Annotated in this window: 10 protein-coding genes; 4 read left to right on the forward strand and 6 right to left on the reverse strand. The window is 64.5% G+C overall.

The features are described from left to right. Positions 1-13: 13 nt before the first annotated feature. Entirely contained in the window at positions 14-2,110 is a 2,097-nt protein-coding gene (locus IVB12_RS33250) for a GumC family protein (protein WP_247306003.1), read from the reverse strand. A gap of 284 nt (positions 2,111-2,394) precedes the next feature. Between IVB12_RS33250 and IVB12_RS33255 the strand changes: the two genes are divergently transcribed. After that, positions 2,395-3,570, forward strand: coding sequence for a glycosyltransferase family 4 protein (locus IVB12_RS33255; RefSeq protein WP_247306007.1), 1,176 nt, complete (start codon positions 2,395-2,397; stop codon positions 3,568-3,570). 30 nt (positions 3,571-3,600) lie between these two features. Continuing rightward, on the forward strand, positions 3,601-5,136 hold the full coding sequence (locus IVB12_RS33260; protein WP_247306010.1) for a hypothetical protein: 1,536 nt from the start codon (positions 3,601-3,603) through the stop codon (positions 5,134-5,136). Positions 5,137-5,212: 76 nt separating this feature from the next. On the opposite strand, the gene IVB12_RS33265 is transcribed toward IVB12_RS33260, so the two are convergent. The 5 genes from IVB12_RS33265 to IVB12_RS33285 form a co-directional block, all read right to left on the reverse strand. Continuing rightward, a complete protein-coding gene (locus IVB12_RS33265; protein ID WP_247306013.1) occupies positions 5,213-6,160 on the reverse strand; it encodes an ABC transporter substrate-binding protein in 948 nt (315 codons plus the stop codon). A gap of 122 nt (positions 6,161-6,282) precedes the next feature. Further along, positions 6,283-7,320, reverse strand: a complete 1,038-nt coding sequence (locus tag IVB12_RS33270; protein WP_247306016.1) for a ribose ABC transporter permease — start codon at positions 7,318-7,320, stop codon at positions 6,283-6,285. Continuing rightward, positions 7,313-8,836: a sugar ABC transporter ATP-binding protein gene (locus IVB12_RS33275; protein WP_247306019.1), complete on the reverse strand. Its 1,524-nt coding sequence runs from the start codon at positions 8,834-8,836 to the stop codon at positions 7,313-7,315. The genes IVB12_RS33270 and IVB12_RS33275 overlap by 8 nt, the downstream gene beginning before the upstream one ends. 131 nt (positions 8,837-8,967) lie before the next feature. After that, positions 8,968-10,413, reverse strand: coding sequence for a xylulokinase (xylB, locus tag IVB12_RS33280; protein ID WP_247306022.1), 1,446 nt, complete (start codon positions 10,411-10,413; stop codon positions 8,968-8,970). A 13-nt stretch (positions 10,414-10,426) separates the two neighbouring features. Further along, positions 10,427-11,350, reverse strand: coding sequence for a LysR family transcriptional regulator (locus tag IVB12_RS33285; RefSeq protein ID WP_247306024.1), 924 nt, complete (start codon positions 11,348-11,350; stop codon positions 10,427-10,429). A gap of 107 nt (positions 11,351-11,457) precedes the next feature. Here IVB12_RS33285 and IVB12_RS33290 point away from each other — a divergent pair, with 107 nt between their 5' ends. Continuing rightward, positions 11,458-11,781, forward strand: a complete 324-nt coding sequence (locus tag IVB12_RS33290; RefSeq protein WP_247278159.1) for a Dabb family protein — start codon at positions 11,458-11,460, stop codon at positions 11,779-11,781. Then, positions 11,778-12,857, forward strand: coding sequence for a maleylacetate reductase (locus IVB12_RS33295; protein WP_247306027.1), 1,080 nt, complete (start codon positions 11,778-11,780; stop codon positions 12,855-12,857). The genes IVB12_RS33290 and IVB12_RS33295 overlap by 4 nt, the downstream gene beginning before the upstream one ends. Position 12,858: the final 1 nt, after the last annotated feature.

A 12,858-nucleotide genomic window follows, 5' to 3' on the forward strand; every position in this document is an offset into this window, starting at 1 on the left:
CGCCGGACGACGATCAACCAGCCAGGCCGAGCGCTGCACCCCGGCGTTGAGCCGACGACGGGTCTGCTGGCACACGATTGACGACGATCCCGGTCGGCACGCCGCCAAAGCGTGAGAGCGCGGCCGTCGCCCTGCGCATTGCGGCTGAATCGATTGCGTCTTCGCGGACGACCAGAATGACGAGATCAGCGTGAGCGGCCAGCGCCGCCGCCTCCGGCTGCAAGGCCAGAGAGGTGGCATGGATCACGATCAGATCGAACTCCGAACGAATATCGTCCGCGGGCGACGATTCAGGTCCGTTGCCGACGTTCAGAAGCGCCTCGATGCTGCGAAAGTCAGCCGTGGTTGCGCCATCCACCGGCGCCTTGGCGAGGGTGGCCCCGGCACCACCGAGATCCGGCTCGACCCGGATCAGGACGCTCAGCTTTCCCCTGTTCAGCGCCCACCGATTGAGCGAGCGCGCGACGGTGTTGCCGCCGGCCCGCTTCCCCACCGACATCACGAGCGCAACCCTGCCCCGGCTTCCAGGCAATTGCTCCAGCCTGTCAATGAGCGGACGCAGATGAGGACCGAGATCGAGCTCACGCGTCGCGGACACCGGACCTTGCCAGATGTTTCTCGGGACATCGCTGGGCAAGAGTTCGGGAACGCGGGCCCACACCGGCGGACGCGACCACGCGCCGGGCTGGCGCGGAGCCGGTTCGGGCGCGCGAACGTCCGGAACGGGCTTGTTCGATCTGCGTCCCGTTGCGGCAACGACCGCCGTCGATGTCAGCAGCGATCCGATCGCCAGCGCGGCGAGCAGCAAAGACAGCGGCGGAAGGGTCGAGCGAAGCGGCGGAATGGCGGGCGAGGCGACCTTGGTCTGAGAACTCTGCAACAGGCGCTGTTCATTCGTCGTCTTGGATCGCGAGAGGAACTGCTCGTAGATGTTTCTGTTGGCCTCGGCGTCGCGCTGTAGCTCCTGGAGCCGGACCAGAGCCTGACCGTCGACCAGGAGCTGCGATTCAGCCGCCTTCATCTGGCTTTCCAGAGCCTTTTGCTGATCGCGCTGAGCCTCATATTCCGACTTCGCGGTATCGATGCCTTTCGTCCGCTCGACCTCGATTTGTCTGTTCAAATCGTTTAGCTGGCTGTACGACATCACGAGATCGGGATGGCGATCGCCGAGCACCGCCCGCTTCTGCGCAATCTGATCATTGAGGGCCGACCGCTGGGCGCGCAACGCGCTCAGGAGGTCCTGCTTGACGGGGCCCTCGACATTCGCCTTCACGTCACGCTGCGCCTGCTCGTAGCGGGCTTTGGCCTCCTCGGTCCGCGCGCGCGCAGCGGCGACCTGCTGCGACAGCTCGGTCACCCGCAATTGCTGGGTCGTCGCGTCCTTGCCGGCGTTCACGATCCTGTGCTCGAGCTTGAATGTGGCGACGGCGTCCTCCGACGCCTTCAGCCGGTCGCTCAACGTCTTGAGCCGGCCACCGAGCCAGTCGGCAGCCTCGTCGGTCGCCTCGGTACGGATGCGGCTCTGTCTGGCGACGAACGCCTCGGCAATGGCGTTGGCATAATAGGCAGCCCGCTCCGGCCGGTTCGAGGTGAAGCGGATGGCGATGACATAGGTCAGCCCGCGACGGGAAATGTCGAGACGGTTGCGGAAACGCTCGAGCAGGCGCGCGGGGGCCGTGTAGCCGCCGGAAATGTCTTCGTCATCGCGGATCTTGAGCTGCTCGATCAGCGGCTCGAGAAAGCCGTCGGATTTCGCCACTTCGACCAGGCTTTGCAGCGCGGCGCTATCCTGCCCTATGCCCGGCAGAACGTCCTGCTCCGTGGTCACGCGTTGCTCGCGGGGATCGACGACGACCAGTGCGGTCGCTGCGAACCGGACCGGAATCATCAGGAGAACGACGGCGCCAAGCGCGAAGATCGCAACACCGAGCGCCAATATCCGCCGAGCGTTTTCGCGGAGGAAGGCGAGCGCACCGGCGGCAGTGAACATGCCGCCAAAGCGTGCAGCGGCTCCGGCGGCCCCCTCGACGCCCGACGAATTTTGGCTCCAAGACGCGGCAACGCCGGTCGATCCGGAACTTGTCGGGTCTGCGCGGCGACCGAACGTCATGGACTCTACTCGGATTCAACTGGCGAACACTGTTCAGTGGCCTGCTCCACCGTAAATATCTATGGTTAATCCGCCGTTACCCGCCCCTCGCGCGACCATGACCAATTGGTTAACGCGGTCGCTCCCTTCATTTGCAAACCACCGGAATTCTCTGGCAAACGATGCCGTTCCGGCAGGCTGCGCATTAACTCCGTTTGTTGCTAGCCGGTGTCCGCGCGATGCTCGCATGGTAGGTACGGGATCAAGAAGGGTGAAAATTTCGTTTCTTCAGCGGGTCGGGATCCGTGCTCCATTACCAGCCAAACAAGGAGTTGGCCGAGACGACTGCGACAGCACTCATGCCGTCCGACGGCAGCGGGCCGAAGCTTCATGTCCTTCTCGTACAGACCCAGGCCGAAAACGCCGGCGCGCAGGAGATCTCCAGGCTGCTCGGTGCCGGCCTCACCGCCCGTGGCTACCGAGTCACCAATCTGTTCTTCTTCCGCCAGTCGGATTCGTTCGACGAGCCGCCCGATACGTTCTATTGCGCCTCGAGCCGGCCGGGCAATCCCTTGGCCCTGCTGCGGATGGTGTGGACGCTCGGCCGCCATATCCGGACCAGCAGACCCGACGCCGTTCTGACCTTTCAGCATTTTGGCAACGTGATCGGCGCCGGCGTGTCGCGCCTCGTCTGCCGCGCGCCTGTCATCGCCAATCAGGTCTCGTCCGCGCTCTCGATGAGCTGGCCCGTCCGCGCTGCCGACATCGTGATGGGCAGTCTCGGCTTCTTCGACCGCATCACGCTCAACTCGAAGGACATGCAGCGCGAGTATTCGCGCTACCCCGCGGCCTATCGCTCACGCATGGTGCATGTCCCGCACGGCTTCGACGACAAGGCCCTCACATTGCCGAAGGAAGCTGCGCGACAAAAATTCAATCTGCCGCCGGCTCGCGTCCTGCTTGGCTGCGCAGCGAGGCTGCACCCGCACAAGCGGCTTGACGCGGCGATACGCCTGTTGCCGGATCAACCATCCTGGCACCTTGCACTGGCCGGACAGGGAGCCGACGAAGCCCGGCTGAGACAGCTGGCGGATGAATTGAACGTATCGGACCGGCTGCATCTGCTCGGCGAAATCGCCCCGCGTCAGATGGCGGATTTTCTCGCCTGTCTGGACGTGTTCGTGTTCCCGACACAGGCCGAAACCTTCGGCCTGGCTGCGGTCGAAGCCGCAAACGCCGGTGTCCCCTCCGTCGTCACCGATCTACCCGTGTTACGGGAGGTGTTGTCCTTCGAGGGAAAACCTACCGCGCTGTTCGTCGATGCCTCCGATCATGCGAAGCTGTCGACGGCCGTCTCCAGGCTACTGACGGACCAGCAACTGAGCGAGAAACTGCGACAAAACGCCAAAGGCCTGCGGCTGCGCTATTCGGTAGATGCCATGGTGGAGGAATACGTTCGGATTCTCGGCCAGGTCATCTGACCGGAATGTGTGGGAACAGATTGGCTCGACATGATCATCGAGTTTCGCTGTGAACGAGAGCATGCGCGGCGGTGGATGGACCGCGACGCGCTGTCGATCGACGGCCGAGATGTCCCGCTTCAAATCGCCTGGACAGCAAGCACGGAGGCACGGCCCCGAGGCCTCGACGCCCTGTTCGAACTCGAACGCATGGTGTTGCACAGAGGCCGGCACAGCGGCGCCGGCAAGCTGAAGATCATCCCGGAACGGATGCAGGCTCGCACCGGGACGGCCGACGTGATCGTCGATTTTACGGGCGCCGCGCGCGATCCCGATTGTTCCGCCCGGCTGTATCTGCGCCCTCTCTTCAACGGGGTCGCCGGCGAAAACGCCGCCCTCGCCGCCATTCTCGCCGGCGACCTGCCGGTGATCGAGATCGTCAACGAGCTCGACGGTGCAGTGCTCGATCGCGGTCACCCGTCCGGAGAGATTGCGGCCGGCTTGAGTGGCGCACTCGAAACCGTCATGGCGCGAACCCTGACCATGGTGGCGGCAATCCTGTCGGGACGGCCGCGCATCGTGCCGCAGCTGGCGCGTCCCGCCGGAGACGGCACCGGCCGGCAGCCGGCGGCATACGTTGCGCGCGGCCTCGCCGTGTCGATCGCCAAGGAGATCTATCGGCTCTGCTGCTATGCCCCGCATTGGCAAATCGGATGGCGCTTCAATGACGGTGCAGGCGTCTGGCAGACCGGAAATCTGTCCGGACCGGGCTGGAATGTCCTCGGCGATCCCGGCCATCGCTTCTACGCCGATCCGTTTCCCATCACATGGCAGGGACGAACATTCGTCTTCTTCGAAGATCTCGATCACCGGATTGGAAAGGGGATCATTTCCGCGATCGAGTTCAACGACGCAGGTCCGGTCGGCGAAGTCGTGCCGGTGCTGGAGGAGCCCTGGCACCTCTCCTATCCGTTCCTGATCGAGAACGATGGTGCGCTGTGGATGATCCCGGAGAGCTCGGTTCACGGCGACGTCGCGCTGTACAAATGCGTTCGTTTTCCGGACAAATGGGAGCGTCACGCGACGCTGCTTTCCGGGCTCGAACTCGCCGATGTCACGATCACGCAGCACAAGGGCCTGCACTATCTGTTTGGAGCCTGGCGCGACGGCGCGGGCGGCTATTCGGATGCGCTGGCGATCTATTACGCCGATCGCCTCTCGGGTCCGTGGTTGCCCCATGCTAGCAATCCGGTCCTGATCGATCGTGCAAGCACGCGACCGGCGGGGAATTTCGTCACTATCGATGAAAAATTGTGGCGGCCGGTCCAGAATTGTACGAACGGTTACGGTGCAGCGCTCGCACTAGCAGAAATCGTCGAACTGTCACCGACGACATTTGGGCAAATCGTCCGCCATTCCCTCAAGCCCGGACCGGCATGGCCCGGACGGAAGTTGCACACGCTGAACCGCTGCGGCCAGCTCGAGGTGATCGACGGATCGCGCGTTCAACCGAAGGCCCGCGCCTTCACGAGCGGATCTCCATCGGCCGTCTTGTCTCCGCGAGCCAATCCACACACCGCTTCCTGAATCGCTTAGCGGACGGCATCGCTCGAGACGCCGCCCGTCATCTCGTGTGTCGAGCGCACCGGCTAGGTGCGGCGTTCTACTGCGAACGATCCGACGTCCAGCCCTTGTACTCGGCAACATTGTCCCTGGTCACGAGCTTCGAAGGCAACAGCTCGACGGTCGAGGCCGGCTTCTGGCCATTGAGAATGCCGACACCAACCTGCACGGCCCGCCGCGCCATGAAGAACGGGTCCTGCGAAGCCGAGGCCTGGATCTGCGGCGACTGCGGATCTTTCAGCGCGGCCTCGATATCAGGTGCGCCGTCGACCGCCGTGATGACAATCCCGCTGCGGTTTTGCTGGCGCGCTGCAAGGTCGGTGCCGATCGCCTGCGGATCGTTGATGGCGAAGATGGCGTCGATCTTGGGGAAGCGGGTCAGATAACCCTGCGCGACGGTGAGCCCGCCCTCTCGCGAGCCTTTGCCGTCCTGGTCGCTGGACAACACCTTGATACCCGGGTTCTTCGCGAACACCTTCTTGCAGCCGACGACACGGTCGATCACCGCGGAGACCTGCGGCCCGTTCTCGATGATGACGTCGCCCTTGCCGCTCAGTTTGTCGACGATGTACTGGCAGGAGATCTCGCCGGCCTGCACGTTGTTCGTGGTCACCGTGGCGTCGGCGCCTTCGGCCGCAGTGTCGACCGCGACGACGACGATGCCAGCGGCCTGCGCCTTCTTGATCGCCGGCCCGATCGCCTTGGGATCGCCGGGGTTCAACAGAATCAGGTCGACGCCAGCGGCGATGAAATTGTCGATCTGAGTGACCTGCTTGCCGAGGTCGTATTCGAAACCGACGGTCGTGATCTTCACGTTGGGATTGGTCTTCTTCGCCTCGAACTCGGCGCCCTTCGACAGCGCGACGAAGAACGGGTTGCCCATCGATCCCAGCGAGACGCCGATCGACTTGAGCTCCTTGGCAAAGGATGGCGCGGTGCTTAGGGCAAGCGTCACCACGGCGCCGGCGAGCGTGATCGTCTTCAACATTGGCTTCCTCCCCTGGTCTGTCTTCATCTCCGGCACGGCAGACCAGTTGCCGCAACGGAATCTCTCATCAAGCCATGCGCAGTCCAGGTGCGCGCCAAACCCTTCAGGTTCTCGCGGAGCCTTCACGTTCTGGCAGAGCCCTGCAGCCGGTAGCGGTCCAGCGCCACGGCGCCGATAATCACCAGGCCCTTGATCACATATTGCCAGATGTCGGAGACACCGATGAGGATGAGGCCGTTCGACAGCACGGCGATGATCAGCGCGCCGACCAACGTACCCCAGATCGAGCCGATGCCGCCGACGAATGAGGTGCCGCCAAGGATCACGGCGGTAATTGCGTCGAGTTCGTAAGACTGGCCGAGCTGGAGGCCATTGGCCGCATAGAGCCGCGCCGCCTGCATGGCGCCGCCGAGGCCGGCGAAAAGGCCGGAGACGCCGTAGACGAAGATCAGCACGGCCCAGACCTTGATGCCGGCAAGCCGCGCCGCGCTTTCATTGCCGCCTACCGCATAGATGTGCACGCCGAGTACGGTCCGGCGCAGCAACAGCCACGAGGCGAGGATAACGAGCAAGGCGATCACCGAAAGCCACGGGATCGAGGCGACGCCGGGGACGAGCGTCAGCGAGCCGTTGCCGATGAAGGCATAAGGAATCGACGGATTGAAGACGGTGGTGTCAGCCCCGAGCAATCGGGCCAGGCCGCGTACGGCGGTGAGAGAGCCGAGCGTGACGATGAAAGGCGGCAGGCGAAGCAACGCAATCAACGCGCCATTGACGACGCCAAAACCAAGGCCCGTGAGCAGCGCGGCTGGCAGCCACAGCATGCCAAGCTCCGGTAGCTTGGAGAGCGTCAATCCGGCCATCGCTGAGGCCGCCAGGATCGAGCCGACCGACAGGTCGATGCCGCCCGTGAGGATGACGAAAGTCATTCCCGCAGCGAGCACGGTATTCACTGCGGCCTGCTGCAATACGATGCCGAGATTCTGTCCGGTGAAGAAGCGGCCCTCGGACAACAGGTGGAAGCCGATGCAGAGAATTAGCAGTACCGGCAGCATGCCGAGCGCGCTGATCAGCATCCTTATGCGCTGACGCTTCGTCTCCTGCGCAGCCGCAAGGCCGGCAGCGGCAGCCGCTTCCGCTTTCGGCGAGCTGTCATGCATCGAGTTGCTCCGTCCCTGTCGCGAGCGCCATGATGTCTTCCTGATTGAGGGGAGCCGCAGCTTCGCGCCTGATCTCACCGGCGATGTGTCCGGCGCGCATCACGATGACGCGGTCGCAGATGCCGATGATCTCGGGCAAATCGGATGAGATGACGAGGATCGCGGTGCCGGCCTTGGCGAGATTGTCAACGATCGAATAGATCTCGGACTTGGCGCCAACGTCGACGCCACGCGTCGGCTCGTCGAGGATCAGAACTTTTGGCGCAATAGCGAGAAGCCGCGATAGCAGCACCTTCTGTTGGTTACCGCCGGACAGGCCGCCAGCGGGGACGGCGACATTGGCGGCACGGATGCTGAGCCCGGCGAAGGCCCGCTCGGCGCGCTCGCGCGCCTTGTCGCGATCCAGAAACCAGCCGAGCTTCGCATCGCGCGCGAGCACAGCGAGATTGATGTTGTCCAGACATGACATGTCGAGAAACAGGCCGAGCGCCTTCCTGTCTTCCGTAAGATAGGCGATGCCAGCCTCAAGGGCCTCGCCCGGCGTGCGGATCTCGATCGGACGTCCCTCCAGCTCGATACGGCCGGAGGACTTCTGCGCCGCGCCGACGATGAGATGCGCGAGCTCGGTGCGACCGGCGCCGATCAGGCCCGCGAGCCCGACGACCTCACCTGCGTGCACGGTCAGCGAGCATCCCTTGACGCGCTGGCCATCCGCCATGCCGATCGCTCGGAGTACCGGATGTCCCCGACCCGCCTCCGGATCGTGATCCTTCTTGTAGAATGAGGAGACGTCACGCCCGACCATCAACCGGACGATGGTGTCGGCGCGGATCTCAGGTTTGTCGAGCGAGCCGACCAGCCGGCCGTCGCGGAGCACGGTGACGCGGTCGCCGAGTGCGTAAACCTCGTCCATGCGATGCGAGATGTAGATGATGGCAAGCCCCTCGGCGCGAAGCTGGCGGATCAGCGCGAACAGCCGCGCGCTCTCGCCGGCTGACAACGCGGTGGTCGGCTCGTCCATGATCAGGATCTTCGATCTGGCATGCAGCGCACGCGCGATCTCGACCAGTTGCCGCTGGCCCATGGAGAGATGCGCCACCAGCGTCGAGGGCAGGAAGTCCGCGCCCAATCGTTTCAGGATCGGACCGACGCCCTCGCGCATGGCGCCGCGCGCCAGCAATCCTGATCGCGATAGCTCCCGTCCCAAATAGATATTCTCGGCAACACTGAGATTGGGAGCGAGCGACAGCTCCTGATAGATGATCGAGATGCCCGCCGCGCGGCCGCCGAGCGGGCCTTCGATCCGCACCGGGCTGCCCTCGATTCGGATCTCGCCGCCGGGATCGGGCCTGTAGGCGCCAGACAGGATCTTCATCAGCGTCGACTTTCCGGCGCCGTTCTCTCCCATCAGGGCATGAATTTCGCCGGCATAGACGGTGAGATCGACAGCCCGCAGCGCCTTGATGCCAAAGAAGGATTTCGAGACCCCGCGCATCTCGAGGATCGGATCGTTCATCGTGCCTCCCGGCGCACAATGCGTTTCCCACCCGCGTCTCTATCGGTTTTGTCAGCGCGGTTCGCGCATTAAACAAAACGTCGCAGCACAGGGCAATACCGAACAGACGTGAATGCAACATCGAAGCGATGCTAGTGGCGCGGCCGATACAGTTCGCGCCATGCGGCAAGCCGCTGTGCATAAGCAGCGACCAGTTCAGCGTCGGGCTCGAACGTCTCGATGCGCTCTGGCCGCGTGCAGACGGCGGCGATTGCCTCACCGGTGACAGCAAGTCGCCCCAATCTCGCCGCACCGAACGCGGCGCCGGTCTCACCTCCGGCAAAGCGATGGAGCGGAACATTCAGCACGTTTGCCAGCACCGAGAGCCAGAACCGGGACCGCGAACCACCGCCAATGACATCGGCTTCCACAATCGCAATGCCGGCATCCGCGAGCGCGTCGCGACAATCGGCAAGCGCGAAGGCAACGCCTTCGAGCACCGCCTGCACGATGGTCACGCGCTCGGTGCCGTGGCTCAGACCATCCAGCATGCCGCGCACGGCGGGATCGTCGTGCGGCGTCCGCTCGCCTGCGAGATAAGGCAGGAAGCTCACCGGCGACGGCGCCTGGGGGCGCACTCCAAGCGGCGCCAGCAACTCTGCCTCGCTGACGCCGAACAGGCGCGCGGCCCAGGCGAGGCAAGAGGCGGCCGAGAGGATCGCGCCGGCCTGAATCCACATGCCGGGAATGGCGTGGCAGAATGTATGCACCGCGCGGTCCGGATTGGCGGCGATGCTGCTGGTCGGAGCCATGAGGGCACCGGAGGTTCCCAGCGATATGAACGCGCTTCCCGGCCGGATCGCGCCGATGCCGACGGCGCCGGCCGGATTGTCGCCGGCTCCGCCCGCGATCACCGGCTGCCGGGTCATGCCCCAGCGCCGCGCGAGCTCGCCGCGCAGGCGCGTTGCGGGCGCGCATCCCTCGACCAGGCGTGGCATGTGATCGCGCGTCAGGCCGGTCGCTGCCAATGCTGCGTCCGACCAGTCGCGGCGCGCGGTGTCGAGCCACAGCGATCCCGATGCATCGGAAACGTCTTCGATGGCCTCGCCGCTCAGCACCAGGCGCAAATAGGCCTTCGGAAGCAGAACGAGCTTGGTCGCTGCAAAGATGTCAGGCTCGTTCGCCGCGACCCAAAGCAGCTTCGGCGCGGTGAATCCCGGCATCGCCTTGTTGCCCGTCGTCGCACGCAATGCGGGCCAGCGCTGCTCCAGGATACGGCACTCAGGGCCCGAGCGTCCGTCGTTCCAGAGGATGCAGGGCCGCAAGGGCCTCAAGCTCGCATCGAGCAGCGTGGCACCATGCATCTGGCCGGACAGCCCAATGCCTTCGACCGCCGCCAGCGCGTCGGCATGCGATGCCTTCAGAGCATCCAGCGTGGCAAAGGTCGCATCGATCCACTGCGCGGGATCTTGCTCGTAATAGCCGGATTGCGGCGAGACGGTCGCGAGCGGCCGGCTCTCGCTTGCAATCACGTGCTGCGCAGCGTCGACGAGAACCGTCTTGACCGCGGAGGTGCCGAGATCGATGCCGAGATACATGAATGCGTCCCGCTCACTTCGCCGCGTCGATCCAGATTCCCGGCTGCGAATGCTCGCGGATGTAGCTGACGAGGAAGTCGGAAAACACCCGGATCTTGGCCGGCAGCCTGACGCGGTTTTGATAGGCGATGTTCATGGTGAGCAGCGGCAGCTCCCAGCCCGTCAAGACGGGCACCAGCCGGCCGGCCGCGATATCGCCCTGCACGATGTAAAGCGGCTGGATCAGGATTCCGAGTCCTGCACGCGCTGCGCCACAGATGATCTGGCCGTCATTGCTGTCGAGCGTCGGCGCGATCCGGACCGTCTGCGTCGTGCTGCCCTGGCTCAACCGGAGCGAATAGGGATCATTGGCGAGATTGTAGATCAGCATGTTGTGACGGGTGAGATCGCTTGGATGCTCGGGCCGGCCCTGCTTCTCCAGGTAGGACGGAGCGGCCGCGAGCACACGATGCATCTGGCCGATGCGGCGGACGATGATGTTGGAATCCGGCTCATGCTCCCGCGTGCGTATGGCAACGTCAATGCCGGCTTCGATGAAGTCGGGGTAGCGGTTTGCGCTGATGATCTGCACGCTGAGATTGGGATAGAGCGCGCGGAAGGCAGGCAGCATCGGCGCGAGATAGATCATCGCGAAGGACAGCGAGCTCGTCACGCGCAGCATGCCCTTCGGCGACAGCGCGCGGTCCGAGACCGCGTCCTCGGCCTCGGCGAGCTCGTTCAACAGCGTGCTGCAACGCTGCAAGAGTTCCTGCCCGGCTTCGGTCAGCCATTGCCGGCGCGTATTGCGCTCGATCAGCCGGACCGCAAGCCGCTCCTCCAGCGCACTGAGATGACGGCTCGCGGCCGCGTTCGACATCCGCAGGTTTTCGGCAGCTTTGGAAAGACTGCCGAGGTCAGCGGTTTTGGAGAAGACCTCGAGTTGGAGCAGCCGGTCCATTTTTGCAGAATGAGGAAAAGAGACTTACAAATTTTGACCTTTATTTCCGATTTCTGCAAGGCAAAATGGCGCCAACAAAGCACAATCGCAGGCGAGGAAATCAGGAAATGTCGGGGCCGATCAGGCACATCGTGATGTGGCGGCTGCGTGGGGAGACGCCTGCGGAGCGCTCCGCCGCCCGGATCAAGGTCAAGTCCCTGTTCGAGGGCCTGCGTGGCCGGATCGACGGCCTCACTCATATCGAGGTCGGCCTCGACGTCAGCGATGTCGACTACGCCTGTGACGTCGTTCTGTTCTCCGAATTCACCGACCAGGCTGCGCTTGCCGCCTATGCCAGCCACCCCGAACATTTGCGCGTCCGCGAGGCGCTGGGCGACTTGCGGATCGGGCGCTTCCAGGTCGATTATCCCATCAAAGAGACCGGCGCATGATCGGGTCGTTCACCTTTGAAAGCCTGCCCTGCCGCGTCGTGTTTGGCAGCGGAACGCTTGCTTCAGTCAAGGCCGAGGTCGAACGGCTCGGCGGCAAGCGCGCACTGGTGCTGACGACGCCGCAGCAGGAGGCGCAAGGCAAGAGTCTCGGTGCAGCGCTCGGACCGGTCTATGCCGGCCTGTTTTCCGGCGCCACTATGCACACGCCAGTCGAGGTCACCGAGCGGGCGCTGGCGGCGATGAAGGCGTGCGAGGCCGACTGCGTCGTCTCGCTCGGCGGCGGATCAACCACCGGCCTTGGCAAGGCGCTGGCCTTGCGCACCGGCGTCAACCAGCTCTGCATTCCCACCACCTATGCCGGCTCGGAGATGACGCCGATCGTCGGCCAGACCGAGAACGGCCTGAAGACCACGGTGCGCGATGCCGCCGTGCTGCCGGAGACGGTGATCTACGACGTCGAGCTGACCCTGACGCTGCCAGCGAGCCTGGCTGTGACCTCAGGCATCAATGCGATCGCACATGCGGTGGAAGCGCTCTATGCGCGCGACGCCAATCCCGTCACGTCGCTGATGGCGGAGGAAGGCATCCGCGCGCTGGCCCGCGCCCTCCCCGCCATCGCCGCGAGGAGCGACGACCGCGAGGCCCGGACCGAAGCGCTCTATGGCGCCTGGCTGTGCGGCGTCTGCCTCGGCACCGTCGGCATGGCGCTGCATCACAAACTTTGCCACACGCTCGGCGGCACCTTCGATCTGCCGCATGCCGAAACGCACACGATCGTGCTGCCGCATGCGCTGGCCTACAACGCACCGGCGGTGCCGGATGCGATTGCGCGCATCTCGCGCGCGATCGGCGCAGCCGATGCGTCGCAGGGGTTGTACGACCTTGCGCAGCGACTAGGTGCAAAGCTTGCGCTGCGCGACGTCGGCATGCCCGAGAGCGGCATCGGCAAGGCGGCCGATCTCGCTGTCACCAATCCCTACTGGAATCCGCGGCCCCTCGAAAGGGCCGCCATCCGCGACCTGATCGCGCGCGCCTGGGCCGGCGACCGGCCGGCCGCCAACAAAGCGGTGACGTGAC

Source organism: Bradyrhizobium sp. 179, from assembly GCF_023073535.1.
GTDB lineage: Bacteria > Pseudomonadota > Alphaproteobacteria > Rhizobiales > Xanthobacteraceae > Bradyrhizobium.

What these genes read in the sequence shown, in the direction of transcription:
- IVB12_RS33250 (WP_247306003.1), bottom strand. Translation starts at nt 2,110, where the DNA reads ATGACGTTCGGTCGCCGCGCAGACCCGACAAGTTCCGGATCGACCGGC.
- IVB12_RS33290 (WP_247278159.1), top strand. Translation starts at nt 11,458, where the DNA reads ATGTCGGGGCCGATCAGGCACATCGTGATGTGGCGGCTGCGTGGGGAG.
- IVB12_RS33270 (WP_247306016.1), bottom strand. Translation starts at nt 7,320, where the DNA reads ATGCATGACAGCTCGCCGAAAGCGGAAGCGGCTGCCGCTGCCGGCCTT.
- IVB12_RS33275 (WP_247306019.1), bottom strand. Translation starts at nt 8,836, where the DNA reads ATGAACGATCCGATCCTCGAGATGCGCGGGGTCTCGAAATCCTTCTTT.
- IVB12_RS33260 (WP_247306010.1), top strand. Translation starts at nt 3,601, where the DNA reads ATGATCATCGAGTTTCGCTGTGAACGAGAGCATGCGCGGCGGTGGATG.
- IVB12_RS33265 (WP_247306013.1), bottom strand. Translation starts at nt 6,160, where the DNA reads ATGTTGAAGACGATCACGCTCGCCGGCGCCGTGGTGACGCTTGCCCTA.
- xylB (WP_247306022.1), bottom strand. Translation starts at nt 10,413, where the DNA reads ATGTATCTCGGCATCGATCTCGGCACCTCCGCGGTCAAGACGGTTCTC.
- IVB12_RS33295 (WP_247306027.1), top strand. Translation starts at nt 11,778, where the DNA reads ATGATCGGGTCGTTCACCTTTGAAAGCCTGCCCTGCCGCGTCGTGTTT.
- IVB12_RS33285 (WP_247306024.1), bottom strand. Translation starts at nt 11,350, where the DNA reads ATGGACCGGCTGCTCCAACTCGAGGTCTTCTCCAAAACCGCTGACCTC.